Genomic DNA, 17,917 nt, shown 5'->3' with positions numbered 1-17,917 from the left:
GTCAAACGCGAGGTGCGGCCGAGAACTTGTAGGTTCGCGTGCCCTTGCCGTCGTTGTTCCAGTTGAGCCGGAGCGCTGCGTCGCCGCGGCCGTACTTGCTGACCCGGCAGCCGACTCCTTCGGCGGTGTAGCTTCCGGTCGACTTCCCGAACTTGCCCCGGAGGGACCGCGAGGTCTTGTAGCAGCGCACAGGGTCCGACCCGGACTTGCTCTTCTTTACGTAGGTCCGCAGGCGGGCGCCGTCGAAGGGGCTGCTCGAGTAACTGCTGGGCGTCGACCAGCTGACTCGCGACTTGCCGTAGACCGTGCCGCCGGACCGCTTGGAGCAGACCTTGACCTTGAACGCGACGTTGTCCGCCCACGGTCCGGAGTAGCCGGGATTGTCGAGGCTGCGGCTGGAACTGTTGCAGTGCCAGCTGCCCGCCTTCGCCTCCGCCGGCGCGGAAGTACCGGCGGCCGAGACCGAGGGTACGGCCACGCCACCGAGCAGTACGGCGGTGCCGGCTGCGCACACCGCAGCCCGCCGCATCAGATTCGTTGTCATGGTAAGGAGTGCCCTTCTGGGTATCCCGCCCGGTCTGTCCGGGCGGACATCTGTGGTGGGGGTCATGAGTCCTCCCGCGGGTGGGAGTCGTTTGTGGTCGTCATGAAATTTGTGAGGGCGTCCACATCGTCCGGGCCGGGTGCCGACCGGTCTTTGAGCGGTCCTGCCCAGAGTCGGAGCGGTGAGGTCAGAGCGCAGATCAGATCGGCGAGAGGGTCGTCGGCCCAGGTGAATGCCACGCACAGCGGACGGTCAGGGGTGAGAGTGCCCGGGTGCTGGACGTACGGGACGTGGATGTACCGCGCCCCGGCGGCGGCTGTGCGTTCCGCTAAGCCGGCCGCGTGTGCCAGCGGCAAGGGGCCGAGCTGTACCCAGGTGGCGGGCGGAGAGAGGAGCGGAAGTGCGGGCAGGACCGCGGCGGTTGTCGAGTCAAGGGTGGGGAGGTAACTGATGAGGGTGGTGAGTCGGTGCACAGGCAGGGTGCCTGTGGTCCAGGAGTGCGGTTCGTAGCCGCCTTCGGTCAGCCAGGTGTGCAGGCTCGGCACGGCCTGGTCGCTCGCCAGCACCGCGATGCGCTCCGGTGTGTTCATCACCCCTCCTCGCTGCCGTCACCGGTGGTTCAAGAGGAAGGTAGAAGGCGGGTGGCCGAAACCCGTGGTGCATAGGCACCGATCAGGTGGTGCATTGGCGCCGCAGGAGAGACCAGCCGGTCCGCTTTCGATGAATCGGCTGGTCAGGGAGGCGATTTGAGGATCAGTGCGGAGCTGGGTCTTCTGCGGTGGGTTCGGGCAGGAGCCCGACGTCCAGGTCACCACGGATCACCAGCGCCCACAGCACCTCGTGCAGCCCACTACCGCCCGGGTCGGTCAGCGGAAGGGCCAACTTGTGCGCGAGTGCCTCCAACCTCCGCCTCACGGTGTTCCGGCCGAGCCCGCAGGCGCGGGCTGTCGCGATCGTCTCCGCGTTGTTCCGCAGCCACGTCGCCAGCAGTTCGATCGAGTCCGGGTCGGTCCGGGGAGAGAGCACCGCCTCGGCCCACCTGCGGGGACCGTCATGCCCCAGCAGACTCGCCAGCGGCTGTACGGGAGTGGTCGAGGCGTCGCCGACGGCCGGTACGGACGGTGCGGTCAGCGCGAGTTGGGCCACGGCCCGGTGCGTCTCCTGACGGTGGTCCAGGCCCATTGCACCGATGACGGTCTCCATGTAGGTACGGACGGTGGTGTGTCCCAGGTTCAGCAGCCGGGCGGCGATGGTGGTGCCCTCCGCTACGGCGACGACGGTGGCGTGGACCATGTCCCGCTGACCATCCGGGAAACGCCGTGCCAGGGGGGCTCGCACCGCGGCGGCCCACGCTGCGTAGAGATGCTGCGGAAGCTCACCGCTCAAGGTGGTGCCGCCGGCAGCGACCACGATGCGGTCCTCGGCGCCCCGGGCCGCGGCCAGAGCCCCCCGTGCCGTGGTGTAGAGGAAAGCGAGACTCCAGTAAGGCATCGTGTTGGAGACACCCACGGCCGCCCCGGTGCCCTCTGTCAGAGGGGAGAGCATGGACCGGACTGCGGCATCGTCCCGGGCGATCCGTTTCGGCAGCACGATCAGAACGTCCCGCTTCACCGCCGGGCATTCCGACACCAGAGCACGCCCCCCGGTCGCGTCCTCGGCAGCCAACATGGCCGGCTCACGGTCTTCCGCCGTCGCACACTGCAGTACGGCCATGCGCGCGTCCTGGCCTGTGAGTTGACCGGAGGGCAGCCCCGCAGCGGCGCGACGGGCATGGCCGACATCCCCCGTCAGCAGCTGCTGAACAATCCCAACCCGGACGGCCAGTTCCGTCTTCCTGAGTTGCTGCCGCAGCGCGACGCCCTGGGAGTAGAGGATGTGCCGGGCGGTCTGCTGCGCCAGATCGACCAGGTGCGGAGTCCATTCCCGCGGACCGGCGGCCACCAGCACCTCGAAGGGCCGCGTCGCGCTCGTGCGATGGAGCAGCACATGCGGTTTCCCCGGTATGTGAGCGGTGGGCCGCTTCCCGTCACGCACCTGTCTGTACGCCTCCTCGGCGACCTCGTTGCCGGTGATGATGTCGGGAGGCCACTCGCTCGGCGGTACCCGTCGTGCCGTGGCCTCCACGCGGGCCAGTTCGCCTGCCAGCCACCGGGTCAGACGGGCCGGGGCATTCTCCGGGTCGCGATGCTCCAGCTCCGTCGCCAGCCGCGCCCCGTACGCGATCTGCTCCCTGTGCGCCTCCTGCACGACCACCTGGAGGTCCACCAGGTCACCGCGGATACGCTCCGCGGTGGCCGACCCCGGCCGCACAGGGACAAGAACCGGGACCCCGCGGCGGGCGGCCTCCCGCTCGATGCCGTCCGGGAATGTCACACCGTCAGCCGCTGTGAGGGCTACGGCCGTGACTCCCTGCTGCACCAGGCGGGCTATGGCCTGCGGGATGGCGGCGGCGTCGATGTCTGCGCCCTCGGCAGGTATGACGGCCAGCGTCGCCGTGCCCGGCGTCGCCTCACTCAGCCGCCAGTCCGTATCCGTGATCACCACGCGCTCGACCACGGCGGACTCCCGCCGCAATGTATGGATCCCCGGGTAGTAACAGAGCCTGACCGCCGGGGAGTACAGAAGATCGGCCAGGCTCAGCATCCGTATCACTTCCTGCAGGGGGCGAAGCGACATCGTCCCCCATCCGCGCCACTTGAACCAGCATCAGAGACTGCAGGTCAGGTGAGGCGTGCCCCGCCTCACCTGCCATCGACAGCGCCGTCGAGGATCCGAGGCTTTCGGTGCTCCACGAGGACACGGGGGACTGATGCAGGGTCTGGTGACATCTGTCACCGCCCCGTGCATCGGTCCCCTTCTACGCCTCCGTGCTGCTGGACGCGGGTGAGAACATCAACGCCCTTGCGGAGTGCCTCGGCCACTCCGACCTTGGGTTCACGCTGCGGGCGCATACGCACCTGATGCCAAACAGTCAGGATCGCGCTCGCAACGCCATCGACGCCACGTTCGTCGCGGCCAAGGACGGCGAGGGCGATAACGGAGCCGCGCCAGTCGCGGCCTGAGAACTGCCGCCGCCCGTGTGGTGGCTATTCCTTGCGAGTGTGTTCGGTGGCGGCTACCCAGGTGACCACGTGTGCTCGGGTCTGCAGGTTCAGTCTGATCTTCACGGCTTCCAGATGGCTCGCGGCGGTACGTGGGGAGATGTGCAGGCGTGCGGCGATCTGCTGGTTCGTCAGGCCCTGTGCGACGAGTTCGGCCACCTGCCACTGGCGGGAGGTGAGAACCGAATCGGGGTGGTCGCAACGGCCCAGCGGCCAGGCGTTGTGCAGGGCGTAGCGGATGGCCTCGTCATGGCTGAGCCCCGCCCCGTCCGCCAGCGCGGCGGCGGCACGGGCCGGGGGCAGGTCCTGGCGGGCTCGGTCCGCGGCCGTCTGCACCATGTCCTTCCACCATGCGTCAGCGACCAGATGTGATTTTTCCCGGATCGTTTTCGCGGTGGAGAGCAGGCGCAGTCCGCGTTCGGGCTGGCCGTCGGTCATGGCGACGAGCGCCAGGCCTTCGAGGTTGTACAGCTTGCCCTCGGCGTCAACGGAATGCATGGCGAGCGCCATCGTGAAGTACTGGGCGGCCTCTTCGAACCGCTGCCGGGTGATGGAGACGCCGGCCGCGGTGTGCAGGGTGGCGCCGAGTGCCTCGGGCGCGTTGTCGCTGTCAAGTAACGACAGTGCCTCTTCGATGTGCCCGGTCGCCTCGTCGGCCCGGCCGATCATCAGCAGCTTCCAGGCGAGGCGGTTCAGGATCATCGCGAGGAGTGTGGGCTGCTCCAGTGTGCGGAGCAGCTCCACCTGCCGCTGATATATCCCGAGCGCCACGTCGTGCTCGCCCAGGCAGCTACGTGCTCTGCTGAGCGCACCGAGCGCGCGGACGATGAGCGTGGGATGCTCTCGGGTCTGGGCGATGCTGAGAGCTTCCTCCGCGGGGGCGACGGCATCCGCATGGTGCCCTCGTCGGCAGAGTGCTTCCGACAGCATGGTGGACAGGCAGGCGCGTCCTACCGAGGGGGATGGGTGGGCTGCGAGCAGCCTCTCCGCGAGCCTCTCGCCCTGGCGGGGAACGCCGCGCCTGTTCCAGCAGGACGTGAGCGCGGCGCCGAGGAGAGGTGTCCGGGGATCGCCGAGACGTTCAGCGGTGGTGACGGCGTAGTGCAGGTTGTGGCGTTCCCGGTCGAGTTGTCCGGCGAGGTCGACGGCGGGGTTGCTGGTCCACAGCAACAGCCTCTCCGAGAAATCCGCCATCCAGGCCAGCAGCCGCTCGTGCACTTCTTCGGTCTCGTCTGCCGCTTCGAGGCATTCCCCGCCGAAGACCCGCAGTGACTCGAGCATGCGGAATCGACCCGTGGCTGCCTGGTCGCTCACCAGCAGGGACTTGTCGGCCAAGGCGGTCAGCAGTGACCACACACGGTGTCCGGACAGTCCGAGACCGGCGCACAGAGCCGTCGCCAATGGCTCCTCGAAGCCGCCTGGGAGCACTGACATCCGACGGAACACCTGCTGCTGCTCCGCGTCGAGCAGGTCGTAGCTCCAGCTGATGGCGGACCGCAGGCTCTGGTGGCGGTGCGGCGCGGTGCGCAGACCGCCCACCAGCAGGTCGAGCCGCCGGTCGGCGTCCTCCAGCAGACGGGTGGGAGAGAGGAACGCGGTCTGCCGCGCGGCCAGTTCGATGGCGAGTGGGATGCCGTCGAGACGCATGCACACCGTCGCGACGGTTTCGGCCATCGTGTCCGTGAGGGTGAAGGATGGTTGCACCGAGCGCGCCCGGTGTACGAACAGTTGGACGGCGGCGCCGGAGCGGGCCACGGTGCCCCTGCCAGATCCGGGTACGGGCAGGGGTGTGACAGGGAAGACGGTCTCACCGGTGATCTGCAGAGCTTCGCGGCTGGTCGCCAGCACACTGAGCCGGGGACATCGCTCCAGTAACGGTTCGACGAGTTCCGCGCAGCTCTCGATCACATGCTCGCAGTTGTCCAGCACGATGAGGGCGGACCGGGAACCGCAGCCGTCAGCGACGGCCTCCTCGACGGAACCGGTCGGAATGGATCCGCCAAGGACGGCCGATGCGACCGTGGGCGCGACCAGCGAGCCATCCGACAGGGGCCCGAGGTTCACCCACCGCACACCACCACCGTAGGAAGCGCGGATCTTCGCGAGGCATTCCAGCGCCAGCCGCGTCTTGCCCACGCCACCCGGACCGGTCAGGGTGATCAGGCGGTTCTTGGCGAGTAGCGGACGCAGGTCCGCGAGTTCGCGTTCCCGCCCGACGAGCTGGTCCAGTACGGCCGGGGGATCGCCGTCCTGCTGGCGTGGCGGCGCTCCTGTGGAGGTGGCCGGGGCGTCGGCGAACGTGCCCTGTCCGGCCGCGTTCGCCTGTCGGTCTCCCGTCTCCGTGTTCGTCTCCGTGGGCGGCGGGCCGCCGCGGTGCTGTCCGATCGCGAAGACGCCGTGTCCGGAGTTGAACTGCCGGTGCAGCGTCATCGCCGGCATGTCGAGTGTGACGGCGAGCTGACGCCAGCTCACTCCCCGCTGCCGGGCACGTGCCACAGCGGCTCGCAGGGCCCAGCCACTGGTCCTCTGCAGTTCGGCCAGTACCGAGGCCTGATCCTTCTCGCTTTCGCCATTCGGAGATGTCCGCGCAATTACCTCCAGGCGCACCAGGCTGCGCACAAGAGTGCGGAGGGAAGCGGAAGCATCCTGCTCATGACTCACCACCTCATCGTGCATGTGGCCGCGAAGTGGGCGGAGTTCATGGTGCTTGTGTGACAAGGACCAGGGCGGGATTGCGATGTGCGTGAGAAGTCGAGTGGTGTTTGATTCCGATCTCTTGCGTTCCTCTCCACTTGTGTGGGGGTGCTATCCGTCATGCGGCTGAACCAGATCGGTACGCCCCAGGCGTCCTGCGGTCACCCCCGGTGGCCCCTGTCGCCCCCGACGTCCGGTAGCGGCCGGCCAGGTTGTGCGGGTGCGGATTCGCACCGCCCCTCATCGCTGCACGATCTGCCGATGCACACTCAGTCAGCAGCCGGTGAGGATCGAAAGACAGGTGATGGGGCAGATCACTTTGGCTCGTAGTCCAACACTTCGGGCCGAAGAAAATGACTCTAGAACCCAGAGATGACTGCGATGAGCCAGACCATTCAGATCCACGGCACTGAGGACACACAAGCGCGGCAAGCGGGTCGAAGGCGGTCGGCGTCACCGGACCGGGGGCAGACCTCCGGCTACCGAAGACAGCCCACCTGAAACGCTGCCACAGACTCTGTGAATCTCGATATCGACCGGACCGGTCGCGTCGGGCAGTACCCGACGCACGGGCGCGCGGGCCCACGAGCAGCGCGCCTTCCACCAAGACCGCCGGGGTCACTTACCAACTGCCAACAGAGTTCACGTACGGCCGACACCTGTGAGCGGTGTGGCCCGCCCACATGAACCTGCCCCTGAATGAGGAGCTCTGAGTCCAACTCCCATGCGTGATGTGCTTCTTAGTGTCCCTGCTCCCACGCCACCGCCTCGTCCGTCGCGCATCAGAGCAGGTCGTAACCCCCAGCCGACCCGAGAGCAACGTGGGCGCGGGTTGGAAACCAATGCGATGGCAGTGCTCGGTGTGAGCGCGGCCGAAGAGAAGGTCTACCGGTACTTCCTCCGCAACCCGAACACCCCCGTTGAGGAGATCCACGCGGAGCTGAACCTCGACAAGGAGTCAGTACCGGACTGTGTTGACAGGTTGCTGGACCTGGGCATGCTGCGCATCATCGGCGGGCGCCGCATGATCCCTACCGATCCGCACACCGCCATCGCGCGGCTCGCGGACCAGCGACTGGGAGCGCTGCACAGCGAACTCCAGCAGGTCACCGGGTGTCGGCAGATCGCCGATTCGCTGCGTACCGAGCAGAGTTCACGGACTACCGCCTCGTGTGATGTCGAGCAGCTCACGGATCTGGCGGAGATGCGCAACCGGATAGACGACCTCTCCTTCTTCGCGCGGGAGGAAGTGCTCTCCGTCGAACCTTACGAGGAATTGCAGCCGGAGAGCATCGAGTACGCCCGCCGCCTGGACCTGCGCTGTCTGCGCAGGGGAATCCGGCTGCACATGATCGTGCTGCGCGCCGCGCTCGATCATCCCCCTACAGCCGCCTATCTGCGCGAACTGGCGGGCCAAGGAGCACGGATCCGGGTGGTCGACGAGACCACGGAACGCATCCTGGCCTACGACCGGAACGTCGCCGTGGTGCCCGTGGATCCCGCTGAAACGTCACGCGGAGCGTTGATAGCCCACGAGAGCGGGTTGGTCTCCAGCATCGTCGCCCTCTTCTGGCGGATCTGGGAACAGGCCGAGGAACTCCCGGCCAGCGACGAGGAGTCAGCCGACGAAGCGCTGATCGCCGCGACCAAGCGCGAGGTGCTCGTGGCCATGTGTTCGGGCGACAAGGACGAGGCCGCCGCACGGAGCATCGGCGTATCGGTGCGTACGTTCCGGCGCAAAGTCGCAGCCGTGATGAAGCACCTGGGGGCTGACAACAGGGCACAGGCGGCACTGTTGGCCCGCGAGCGGGGCTGGATCTGAACCCGGGTCAGCCCATGCCCTCCGCCACAGTCGGCTCGGGTGCCAGTGAGGGTGTGGTGGTGATGCCGAAGCGTGTGCGTAGTGCGGATCGTGCGGCCAGGTAGCCGGACATGCCGTGGACGCTGGGTCCTGGTGGGGTTGCCGCGGAGCATAGGAAGAGGCCGGGTAGTGGGGTGCGGTAGGGGTCGATGCTGAGGGTGGGGCGGGCGAGGGACTGGGTCAGGGTCATGGCGCCGCAGCCGATGTCGCCGCCGACGTAGTTGGGGTTGTAGGTCTCGTAGCCGGCGCCGGTGACGGAGCGGTGGGCGAGGATGGTGTCGGTGAAGCCGGGGGCGTAGTGCTCGATGCGGGAGCGCACGAGTTCTGCGGGTTCTCTGGGGTCGCCGTTGGGGACGTGGGCGTAGGCCCATACCGGGCGTTTGCCGGGGCGTGCGCGGCCCGGGTCCGTGACGGCTGGGTCGACCAGCAGCACGAAGGGTTCCTGGGTGGGTATGCCGCGGGCGGTCAGGGTCTCCTGGTGGGTCATCTGGGCGTGGGTGCCGCCGAGGTGCACGGTTCCGGCTCTCCCCACGGCGGGGTTGGCCCAGGGGATGGGTTCGGTGACCAGGAAGTCGACCTTGGCGGCAGCTGGGCCGTAGCGGTATCGCTTGAGGCGGCGGGTGTAGCGCGGTGGCAGTTGGTCCTCTGCGAGGGTCAGTAGTCCTTTGACGCTGGTGTCCAGCAGGATCGTGTGGGCGCTGGTGAGCTGGTCCAGGCTGGTGATGGGGCAGTTGGTGTGGAAGCTGCCGCCGTGTGCGGTGATGTCGGCGGCCATGGCCCGGGCGATGCGGGCGCTGCCTCCGCGTGGCAATGGCCAGCCGGAGCCGTGGGCGAGGTGACCCAGCAGCATCGTGACGGCTGCGGAGGCGAGGCTGGGGAGTTTGCCCATGGCGTGTGCGGCGACGCCGGTGAGCAGGGCGGCTGCTTCTTCGGTGGCGAAGCGGGCGGCGCCGAGACGGCTGGCGTGTACCGGTATCCGGGTGGCCAGTGCCAGTGCGGCGGACGGGTCGTGGGGCAGGGTGCGCTGGCCGGAGAGGATCAGGTCCACCACGCCCTGGCTGTGGTTCAGCAGTGGCTGCATCAGTGTCCGCCAGCGTTCGCCGTCCGGGCCGAGTTCCCTGCAGGTGGCGGCCAGGTCGTGGTGGGCGAGTCCGGCCCGGCCGCCTTCCAGCGGGTGGGCGTAGGAGATTTCCGGGTGCAGGAGTTCCACGCCGCGGGTGGCGAGGTCGAATTCGCGGAAGAAGCGGGAGGCGGCGGCCATGGGATGGACGGCGGCGCAGATGTCGTGGGCCACGTCCTGCTCGAAGAGCGGCTGGGTGCGCAGTCCGCCGCCGATGGTGTCGGCCGCCTCGTACAGCTCCACCTTCAAACCCGCCCGGGCCAGAGTCACCCCCGCCGCCAACCCGTTGGGCCCAGTACCCACAACCGCCACGTCGGCGGAGGTCATACGGTGCCGCCCACCGGTTCCGGGAACTGCTGACCGGCCTGGACGTCCGAGGTGCCCTCCGCGCTCTGCGGCTGGAACGCGTCCGCATCCGGCCTGAGTTGCTGCGGCGGGTGCTCGAACGCCTCGTAGGCCGGGTGCTGTTGCTCCAGTCGCGGAATGACCGGCTCGCCCACGAGCCCTGACTCGGCGTGGAGCTGGGAGCCGGCGAGACGGCGGTAGAGGTCGTCCCGCTCCATCAGATCGTCGTGGACTCCGGTGGCACGGACCCTGCCGTTCTCCAGCACGACGATCTGGTCCGCGTCGATCACCGTGGAGATGCGGTGCGCGATCGCGACGACCGCGCAGTGCCGGGAGATCCGCTGGAGCACTTGCCGGAAATCCCGCTCCGAGTCGGAGTCCAGATGGGAAGTGGCCTCGTCCAGAAGTGTGATCGCGGGCTTCTGCAGCAGCGTGCGGGCGATGCACAGCCGCTGCCGCTGACCGCCGGAGAGCCCGCTGCCCTGATCGCCCAGATCGGTGTCGAGTCCTTGTGGCAGACCTTGGATGACGTCCGAGAGACCAGCCATCTCCACGGCCTCGCGGATGTCGGCGTCTGCGGCCTCCGGGTTGGCGTATGTGAGGTTCTCCCGGATGGTGCCGCGCATCGTCGCGCTGTCCTGCTGTACGTAGCCCACCAGTCCGCGGACGGTGTCCAGGGGCAGTGCTTCGATGTTCTGGCCGCCGAGAAGGATCCTGCCGCCGTCCAGCCGGTAGAAGCGCTCGATGAGCTGGAACAGGGTCGTCTTGCCCGCTCCGGACGGGCCGACGATCGCGGTCAGTCCGCGCGTCGGTACGTGGAAGGACACGCCCGCCAGCGCGTTCGCCTCCGCACTCTGCCCGTCATACCCGAACCGGACGTCGTGGAACTCGATCGCGCCCCGGTCCTGGACCAGCGATCCGACGAGAGCGGGCTGCTGGACCCGTTCCTCCTGCCCCTCCTGGGGCAGTACGGTCAGCCCGTCCACCCGCTGTACCGCGGCGCGCCCCTGTACGAACTGGCCGATGGCCATGAAGAACAGCACCAGCGGCGACACCAGGTAGAAGAGGTACATGACAAAGGCGGTCAGGTCAGCGATCGACATCGCTCCGCCGGCCACGCGGGTCGTCCCGACGCCGACCACGATGGCCAGCGCCGCCTGGGTACCGACGTTCATGGACGGCATCAGCAGCGCGTTGAACGCGTTGACCCGGATTCCCGACGTACGTGCGAGGTGGGCCTGTTGGCCGATCCGCAGCATCTCCCGGTCCTCCGCACGGGAGGCCTTGACCGTGGGCAGCGCCGAGAGCACCCGCTGCACATCGGTGCCGAACGCACCGGTGTCCTCGCGGTTCTGCACGGCTACCTGCCGGAGTTTGCGGGCGAGGCCGATGGACACCAGGCTGGCCACTCCCAGACAGGCCAGCGTGATCAGCATGAGCCAGATGTCGATGGCGAACATCAGGGCGACACCGCCGATGATCGTCGCCCCGTTGATGAAGAGCTGCGCGAGGCTCTGCGAAAGCGCGATCTTCACCAGGGAGGTGTCGGTCACCGTCCGGGTGAGGATGTCGCCCTGTGGCTGCTTGTTGACCGACGACAATTTCGCCCGCAGCAGCCGTTCGATCAGGATCCGGCGGACGTCGAAGACGATGTTCTCCCCGGTTCGTCCGATGGCGTAGGCCTGGAGTGAGGAGAAGGCCGCGTCCGCGCAGAAGAGTACGACGAGCAGAGTGATCGGCCCGGCGAGCGACCGGCCCAGCTCGGCAGTCTCGATCAGCTTGCCGATGGCGTAGGGCTGGGCGAGCGAGGCGACCACACCGAGCAGTCCCAGCAGCATGCCCGTGATCAGCAGCGCCCGGTGCTGGAGAGAGACGGTCCAGACTGATTCCGGCTTGCCGCAGGTCCCCTCCCAGGTGGTGCGGTCGGTCTTGCGGCTGTGCCGTCCGCGGCCCCGCCGACGATCGGTGTACCGCGTGGCGGTCATTGCGGGCTCCTTCCGGAGTTGGTGGGTCGTGTCCCGGAGTTGGTGGGTCGTGCTTCGGTGGCTGCTGGGTTCCGCGCCGGGCTCGCCGGCCCGTCTCACCATCCCGTCAGGGGACCTCGTAGACGGCGATGTACATCGCGCCGCGCTCGTCGTATGCCGTGCCCTGCCAGTCCGACCAGCGGTGAACCAGTTCCAGCCCGCACGCGGTGGCGTGGCGGTCGACCTCCTCCGGCGGGATGAGCCGGTTGACGTCGGAGGCGATGCGGAAGCTGTTGTCCTCGAACCAGATGTGGGACGACTGCCACAGACCCGTGTCCTTCTCGACCCACCAGGAGGTGAGCAGCCCGGTGTTGGGGTCCGGGTAAGGAGCGAAAGAGGTGAAGTGCCCGCTGTCCTGGCTCATGGCGAGGATTCCCGGGGTGTTGAAGTTCTCGATCACCAGGCGGCCGCCCGGTGCAACGCGGTGTGCGGCCATGGCGACCGCCTGCCGCTGCTGCTCGGGTTCGAGCACCATCGAGAGGGTCCCGCACACCAGGTAGACGAGGGGATAGCTGCACTCGTCCTCGTATGTGCGCAGGTCACCGTGGACGGCCTGGACCGGAGCGCCGGCGCGTTCCACGTCGCGGCGCAGTTCCTCGAGCATCTCCGGGGAGGAGTCGACGCCGATGACAGCGCCGATGCGTTCGGCGAGCGGTATGGCGATCCGCCCGGTGCCCACGCCCAGTTCCAGGGCGGGACCGCCATCGGCCATGGATGCGAGAGCCTCGGCAATCGCCTCCGCACCGGCGTTCTTGGGGAAGAGCTTGTCGTAGAAGTCGGCGAACCTGCGGCCGTAGCCGGGGTCGTCGACCTGCGGCGCGGCCTCGCTCTTCGTCATGCCGCGTGCTCCAATTGGTCTGCGGCACCAGTGTGATCGGCGTCGTCGGCGTGGTCCGTGGGATCTGGCTCGGACAGCCGGATGAAGGGAGAGATGAAGGAGTACTGCGGGTCCTCGGAGTCGTCGTGTCCGCTGTAGAGCACCACCAGGAACTGGAAGCCCGTGAGCGAGACCCGTCGCGGGTCGGACTCGTCGAGGTGCCGGATGACGAAGTCGCGAAGCAGCCGGTACGCCGCACTGTCGGCGACCTTCACATCCTTACGGCCGATCAACCGGCCCAGTTCGCCGCACACGTCGAAGATGGCCTTCTCCTGACGGCGGCCGGGGAACCAGACGGCGTGGGCCCATTTCCGTTTGTTGATCTGTGATGCCGACTGCCAGGCGGACTGCTCGCCGTCGGTGTCCAGCGTCCGGTACAGCAGGTGGAAGTCGTGCCGGGCCGGGGTCGGGGCGAAGAACCGCCAGTTGGGTATGAGCAGCCCGACCTTGTCGGCTATCCGAAGCCGATCGAAGGCTGTGTTCGGGTGCTGGCTCAGTATCGTGATCGTCAGCCAGCTCGCGAAGCCGAACTCCACCGCCCGCCTTATCGCTTCGCTCTTGGTCCTGGGCAGCAACATCAGCGCACCTCCGGCGCGTCGGGTGTCGGGCGGAGCCCGCTCGTGCGGAGCCCGATGGTGAACTCCCGGATCAGCTCTGCTACCTGGGCCGCGGGCCGTTCGTTCATCACGAGCTCGTCGTGCCTTGCGTCCTCGATCAGGCACAGGTCGCCATCGGGCGACGTGCCAACGAGCTCCCGGTGCAGCTCGGCGTGGATCGGGTCCCTGGCGTGCGTGGTGGCCGCGGCCACCAACCGGAGCGGTACGCCAACCTTCGGCAGCACGCCGTCGTGATTGAGGAACTCGGTGTGGGTCGCGCGCCATTCACGAACGGTGGCCTTCCACAGCTTCCAGTCGCGGAACTGGTCCAGAACCAGCGGCCGCATGTCCTCAGGCAGCCACCGCAGCCAGGGAGGCGAGGTGAGCAGGCTGCCCAGACCGAGCCTGGCGGACTCCGGCATGAGCGCCAGAGCGGAGGTCAACACGTTGGCGCCGTCGGCCTGTACGCGCGACCGCAGCAGCTCGGCGGGGTGGCTGGGGTCCAGCAGCACAACGCCGGTCACCAGGTCGCGCAGCGGCTCGATCGCCCGTAGCGTGAGATGGCCGCCGAGCGAGTGTCCGACGAGTACCACCGGCCTGGACGGGCAGACCTCACGGACCAGGTCGCACAGGTCGGCGACGGCCGCGGCAAGGGAGAAGGGCTCCCGCAGCCGGTACTCACTTCGTCCGTACCCGGCCCGGTTGTACGCCAGAACCGGGTGGTCGCAGCCGAGCATGCGGCGCAGCCGGATCCAGTGCTCCACGGTGGAGCACAGGCCGGTCTCGCAGACCAGGACCGGCGACGAATCCGGTCCTTCGGCCTCGGTGAGCTGATAGGCGAGCACGTTGCCCGTGGACGTCTCGAAGAACGACTCGTCGCCCTGGCCTCGCAGCACCCTGCGGTGGCGAAGCTGCTGGACGGTCAGCCCGGTCGCGACGACGGCGCTCAGCAGGCCGCCGGCGATGCGAGGGAGCGCATCGTTGCGGGGATGCATCGTGATCCTCGTGGTTGCGGTCATCGTCCGCCTCCGCCGGGCTTCGTGAACCCACGGCTCTGGGTGACACGGCTCTGGGTGACATAGAGGATCGCGGGATAGGTCGCCAGGAAGGCCCACACGAAACGGCTCAGACCCATCACCCGGGCGTTGACCACGTGGAACGAGCCGAGTCCGGCGAGCATCGCCGGGGTGAGCCGTCCCTTGGCGAGGAATACCGCGGGGAAGGCGCACTCCATGGCGAGTACCGCGTGCGCCAGCTTCCGGGATGCCTTGGGATAGCGCTTCATCAGGTCGTAGACCTTGCCGTCACCGTAGGTCTCGGTGCGCATGATGCCCGGCAGGGCCTCGCCGGAGCGCCAGACGGGGCTGGCGATCTTCACATAGCCCGATGTGGCGTACGAGAGCGTGGCCTGGAGCGCCACGTACCACAGGCAGCTGTCGACGAGTGCGGGCTGCCGCTGGCCGAGTCGGGCGATCATGGCCGCGGACTGCACGAGGAAGGAGAGCTGATCCGATCCGTCGGTGCCGTAGTGGTGCCTCGGGTAGGTGGCGACCGAGGTGAGCGCGAGGAAGCCGTTCGCGGCAGCGCGGTGGTGCCGACTGGTGCCCGGTACGAGCAGCGAGGCGCTGGCAAGTGCGCGGGCCCCGTGGATCCACCGGGTGACGTCCGGCCTGGCGAGGAAATCGAGCGACGCGCGCACCTTCGGCGGTGCCCATGTGTAATTGTCCCGGGCCAGATCCCAGTTGTTCAATCCGCCTTTCTGGCGGTCGCGTTCGGCTGCCAGTATTTCCAGACTGCTCATGAGATATGCGGTCGCGCTGAGCTGTTCCGCGGTCGTCAGTGCGCGCTCCCGGCCTATGACCGGGGAGGAGATTGATCTCCGTGCTGCAGAGGAGATGTTCATCGTTGCTTTTCCCTTTCCCTTCCCCGGCCATAGGAATTATGTGCCGCCTCTCACCGGCGTGGGTGGCAGGTGGTTATCGAGAGGCGGCATCGGGCGGCGTGAGTCAGCCGCCCGCGGCCTGCCCGGCGGCGTTTCCGACCGCAATGCCGCCGGCTGCCGCACCGGCAATGGCGGCTGCGCCGGCAAGCCCGGCGCCGACCGCGGCAGGAGTGGCGAGGACCGGAGACATCCGGCCGTTCCACTCGTTCTCACCGGCGTGTATCGAGACGCCGTTGAGTTCCTGGCTTGCGTTGACCTTGGTGGAGACTGCAGTCACGTTTACTCCTTGAGCGACGGTTTGATTCTGCTTGGGGCGCCGATGTGGCGGTTGTCAGCCGGCCTGGGCCTGGGTGACCCCGAGCCCGACGCCGGCTCCGAACGCACCCGCGGTGACCAGGGCTCCCCCGGCAACGGCAGCCGGGGTGGACAGGACGGGCTCGGCCGGCGACAGGTCCTCCGCGTTCGCGGCATCCGTCAGTACGGTGTCCAGCAGGTGACTGTTGTTGACCTTCTCAAGCAGCATGGATGTGTCTCCTTCTTTCTCGTACTTTCGTGGCTTCTCGTATGGCACCGGACTCGGGAGCCGAGTGCGCGGAAATCACGGAATCCCGTCATCAGAATGGTGATTGGATTCCTCGGCTGCTCGCTTCCGACATCACATACGATGGCATGCGTCAATCTCCGAACGAAGGGGTTTCGGTGTCATCTTGCTGCCTCGCATGCGGCAGCATCGGGCCTCCATTAGGCCGCCAGCCGTGTGGGAGTGTTGTGGGTATGCAAATGACGCTCGATGAGCAGGTAGTTCTGCTCTCCATTGACGCTCGGGGGCGCTTTCCGGAGCCGTGGCGGACAGATTGCGCCGCCGCCGGAGCTGTCCTCCTTGAACTGGCCTTGGCAGGGCGGCTCGACGTGGACGACCACAAGGTCGTCGTAGCCGACCGGACACCTGTGGGCTCTGCCGTACTGGACGACGTGCTTGCGGTGCTGGCCGCACGCGAGAAGCCGGCCACCGCGCAGAGCTGGGTGCGTGAGCTCCGTAAGAGCGTTCGCGGTAAGGCACTGGACCGGCTTCGGGAAAGGGGGACAGTGGGCGAGGAGGTGAGCAGGACGCTGGGGCTGTTCACCACACGTCGCTACCCCACGCTCGACAGCTCCCTAGAGGTCGCGCTCCGGGATCGGTTGGCCGGTGTGGTGCTACGGGGCGAGACACCGGATGAACGCACCGTCGGCTTGGCGGTTGTGCTGAGTGCTGCTGGTATGTACGAGTGCGCCTTCCCCGGGGTCCCGGCCCGGGACGTCGAACGGCGCACGGCGAAGCTGGCACATGACAACTGGGCCGCTCCCGCAGTACGTAGGGCCCTTGAGGCAATGCAGTACGAACTCGTCGCCGTCGTGGGCGCCGCCACCGTGGGCGCCGCCGTCGCCGGCACCAGCTAGTACTCCAGCGGTGATTCCCTATCGTCGCTGGAGCGAGGGGGTGTTGCCGAGAATCAGGTCGGAGGCCTTCTCGGCGAGCATCGCCGTTCACGAACGTACGAAGAGACGCTTCCGCCGCAGCTCAAGCACGGTTGCTAACCCTGGTCAACGAGGTCGTACGCGGCTCCGAGCAGTACGAACAGACTTGGAAAGCGTGTTGGGTTCAGCCCCTCACTGGTTCGAGTCTCGTGCCCTCCGCCCAGCCTCCGCAGGCTGTCACGCAAACCGACGCCGAATAGGTACTGGTGATCAGTTCCCCCTCATCTATGCCCCCGAGGGGCCGGCTCCGTTCTTGGAATCGGCCGCTTCGCTCTTCGTGTCCAAGGCTCTTCTTCGTCTGGGGCCCTCAGACGGAGTTTCAGCCAGTTCGGCTGCAGCGGCGACGGACTCATTCCAACTGTGCGCCCGCCCGTGGGTCATAGTGACGATTTTCCGGTGTTGAGCACTTGTATGAACACGGGCCCGCGGGGTGTGACATCTGTTCATGGTGCTGAACCGGTGGCACTCCTAGCGTCTGGGCACGTGCTTTTCGTCGCCGGGCAATCCCCGGCGCCCCGCTTCCCACATGTGCGGGTCGGCGTGCCCAGCGGGCGCCGTCACCGGAGTGGGTGGCTGTACTCATAGACCCCTTGGAGGGCCGCCCCATCGGGCGGACTGCCCGGGGTACGCCTCGGAATCAAACCTTCCCTCCCCCAGCCCCCCGGTGGTGGCTCGGCCGTGCCGGACCGACCACGCACCGGGGCTCTCCGACGATCCATCACGAGAGGGACACCATGAGCATCGAGAGGTCTGGCGGCGCAACACCGCCTGAGCCGCTCCCTTCGCCGCGTCCGCTCCATCTCCGTTGCCACTGCGGCCAGTTGCTGATCAGATGCGGCGGCTGCAGCGACTTCCGTTGCCTCAACTGCGACCCCTACCGGTCCGATGACTGTGTCTTCTCTCTCTGAGCACCCCCGTGAAGACGAGCGCGGCAGCGCGCTAGTCGACGACAGACCCCGCGACCGGGATGACGGCGGTGGCGAACACGGGGCATCCGGACGGTACTTCGTGGTGATCGGCGCCGACATGGCGCGCAGGGTGTGCGGTTCGCTGCAGTCGGCCGGACACCGTGTATGCCATCTCGGCCGGCCCACGGACGAGGAACTGCGCGGTGCGCTGGACGGAGAAGTCGCGGGAGTCGCGGTCCTGCTCGACGACGACGTCGAGTCCCTGCGCTACGCACTGACGACCGAGCACATTCGGCCCAACGTCCCATTGGTGGTAACGGTCTTCGACAGAACCGTCGCCGAACAACTCAGCCGCGTGGTCCCGAACTGCCGGGTCACCTCCCCAGCCGA

14 protein-coding genes and 2 pseudogenes are annotated in these 17,917 nt (G+C 67.7%); 4 read left to right on the top strand and 12 right to left on the bottom strand.

Annotated features, from left to right (window positions below):
• Position 1: 1 nt before the first annotated feature.
• The 3 genes from I004_RS36330 to I004_RS0127080 all read right to left on the bottom strand — a co-directional run bounded on the left by I004_RS36330 (position 2) and on the right by I004_RS0127080 (position 3,220).
• On the bottom strand, positions 2-544 hold the full coding sequence (locus I004_RS36330; RefSeq protein WP_158677115.1) for a hypothetical protein: 543 nt from the start codon (positions 542-544) through the stop codon (positions 2-4).
• A 62-nt stretch (positions 545-606) separates the two neighbouring features.
• Entirely contained in the window at positions 607-1,134 is a 528-nt protein-coding gene (locus tag I004_RS0127085) for a hypothetical protein (RefSeq protein WP_028438068.1), read from the bottom strand.
• Between the two features lie 163 nt (positions 1,135-1,297).
• The gene (locus I004_RS0127080; RefSeq protein WP_078511851.1) at positions 1,298-3,220 is read right to left on the bottom strand and encodes a helix-turn-helix domain-containing protein; all 1,923 of its coding nucleotides are present in this window, start codon (positions 3,218-3,220) and stop codon (positions 1,298-1,300) included.
• A 179-nt stretch (positions 3,221-3,399) separates the two neighbouring features.
• Between I004_RS0127080 and I004_RS36325 the strand changes: the two are divergent.
• Positions 3,400-3,606 (top strand): annotated as a pseudogene (locus tag I004_RS36325) (site-specific integrase); the annotation flags it as partial.
• Between the two features lie 24 nt (positions 3,607-3,630).
• Here I004_RS36325 and I004_RS0127070 read toward each other — a convergent pair.
• Complete coding sequence (locus I004_RS0127070; protein ID WP_158677114.1) at positions 3,631-6,117, bottom strand: LuxR C-terminal-related transcriptional regulator; 2,487 nt, start codon at positions 6,115-6,117, stop codon at positions 3,631-3,633.
• Positions 6,118-7,186: 1,069 nt separating this feature from the next.
• On the opposite strand from I004_RS0127070, the gene I004_RS0127060 reads away from it, so the two are divergent.
• Positions 7,187-8,161, top strand: a complete 975-nt coding sequence (locus I004_RS0127060) for a helix-turn-helix domain-containing protein (protein ID WP_028438064.1) — start codon at positions 7,187-7,189, stop codon at positions 8,159-8,161.
• 7 nt (positions 8,162-8,168) lie between these two features.
• Here the strand turns inward: I004_RS0127060 and I004_RS0127055 are convergent, their stop codons facing one another.
• From I004_RS0127055 to I004_RS0127025, 8 genes are all read right to left on the bottom strand, one after another.
• Complete coding sequence (locus tag I004_RS0127055; RefSeq protein WP_028438063.1) at positions 8,169-9,647, bottom strand: phytoene desaturase family protein; 1,479 nt, start codon at positions 9,645-9,647, stop codon at positions 8,169-8,171.
• Positions 9,644-11,650 carry an ABC transporter ATP-binding protein gene (locus I004_RS36320; protein WP_486580431.1) on the bottom strand — a complete coding sequence of 669 codons (2,007 nt, stop codon included), beginning with the start codon at positions 11,648-11,650 and terminating at the stop codon, positions 9,644-9,646. The genes I004_RS0127055 and I004_RS36320 overlap by 4 nt, the downstream gene beginning before the upstream one ends.
• A gap of 106 nt (positions 11,651-11,756) precedes the next feature.
• Entirely contained in the window at positions 11,757-12,527 is a 771-nt protein-coding gene (locus I004_RS0127045; RefSeq protein ID WP_028438062.1) for a class I SAM-dependent methyltransferase, read from the bottom strand.
• Positions 12,524-13,144, bottom strand: coding sequence for a hypothetical protein (locus tag I004_RS36315; protein ID WP_051345488.1), 621 nt, complete (start codon positions 13,142-13,144; stop codon positions 12,524-12,526). The genes I004_RS0127045 and I004_RS36315 overlap by 4 nt, the downstream gene beginning before the upstream one ends.
• Positions 13,144-14,181: an alpha/beta fold hydrolase gene (locus I004_RS36310; protein WP_037978036.1), complete on the bottom strand. Its 1,038-nt coding sequence runs from the start codon at positions 14,179-14,181 to the stop codon at positions 13,144-13,146. Before I004_RS36310 ends, I004_RS36315 begins: the two co-directional genes overlap by 1 nt.
• On the bottom strand, positions 14,178-15,065 hold the full coding sequence (locus I004_RS36305) for a hypothetical protein (protein WP_037978033.1): 888 nt from the start codon (positions 15,063-15,065) through the stop codon (positions 14,178-14,180). Before I004_RS36305 ends, I004_RS36310 begins: the two co-directional genes overlap by 4 nt.
• 103 nt (positions 15,066-15,168) lie before the next feature.
• Positions 15,169-15,381, bottom strand: coding sequence for a hypothetical protein (locus I004_RS39210; protein ID WP_028438061.1), 213 nt, complete (start codon positions 15,379-15,381; stop codon positions 15,169-15,171).
• Positions 15,382-15,435: 54 nt separating this feature from the next.
• Entirely contained in the window at positions 15,436-15,627 is a 192-nt protein-coding gene (locus I004_RS0127025) for a hypothetical protein (RefSeq protein WP_028438060.1), read from the bottom strand.
• Between the two features lie 257 nt (positions 15,628-15,884).
• On the opposite strand from I004_RS0127025, the gene I004_RS0127020 reads away from it, so the two are divergent.
• Positions 15,885-16,541 (top strand): GOLPH3/VPS74 family protein, encoded by a 657-nt coding sequence (locus I004_RS0127020; RefSeq protein ID WP_158677113.1) that lies wholly within the window; start codon positions 15,885-15,887, stop codon positions 16,539-16,541.
• Positions 16,542-17,630: 1,089 nt separating this feature from the next.
• A pseudogene (locus tag I004_RS36300) lies at positions 17,631-17,917 on the top strand (portal protein); the annotation flags it as partial.

Source organism: Streptomyces sp. TAA486 (assembly GCF_000426165.1).
The sequence above is the reverse complement of the archived record's forward strand: the minus strand, read 5'-3'. Positions and strand labels throughout refer to the sequence as shown.

Excerpts from the sequence above, each read along its gene's own strand:
- I004_RS36330 (WP_158677115.1), bottom strand. The coding sequence starts at position 544 with ATGACAACGAATCTGATGCGGCGGGCTGCGGTGTGCGCAGCCGGCACC.
- I004_RS0127085 (WP_028438068.1), bottom strand. The coding sequence starts at position 1,134 with ATGAACACACCGGAGCGCATCGCGGTGCTGGCGAGCGACCAGGCCGTG.
- I004_RS0127080 (WP_078511851.1), bottom strand. The coding sequence starts at position 3,220 with ATGTCGCTTCGCCCCCTGCAGGAAGTGATACGGATGCTGAGCCTGGCC.
- I004_RS0127060 (WP_028438064.1), top strand. The coding sequence starts at position 7,187 with ATGGCAGTGCTCGGTGTGAGCGCGGCCGAAGAGAAGGTCTACCGGTAC.
- I004_RS0127055 (WP_028438063.1), bottom strand. The coding sequence starts at position 9,647 with ATGACCTCCGCCGACGTGGCGGTTGTGGGTACTGGGCCCAACGGGTTG.
- I004_RS36320 (WP_486580431.1), bottom strand. The coding sequence starts at position 11,650 with ATGACCGCCACGCGGTACACCGATCGTCGGCGGGGCCGCGGACGGCAC.
- I004_RS0127045 (WP_028438062.1), bottom strand. The coding sequence starts at position 12,527 with ATGACGAAGAGCGAGGCCGCGCCGCAGGTCGACGACCCCGGCTACGGC.
- I004_RS36315 (WP_051345488.1), bottom strand. The coding sequence starts at position 13,144 with ATGTTGCTGCCCAGGACCAAGAGCGAAGCGATAAGGCGGGCGGTGGAG.
- I004_RS36310 (WP_037978036.1), bottom strand. The coding sequence starts at position 14,181 with ATGACCGCAACCACGAGGATCACGATGCATCCCCGCAACGATGCGCTC.
- I004_RS36305 (WP_037978033.1), bottom strand. The coding sequence starts at position 15,065 with ATGAACATCTCCTCTGCAGCACGGAGATCAATCTCCTCCCCGGTCATA.
- I004_RS0127025 (WP_028438060.1), bottom strand. The coding sequence starts at position 15,627 with ATGCTGCTTGAGAAGGTCAACAACAGTCACCTGCTGGACACCGTACTG.
- I004_RS0127020 (WP_158677113.1), top strand. The coding sequence starts at position 15,885 with ATGACGCTCGATGAGCAGGTAGTTCTGCTCTCCATTGACGCTCGGGGG.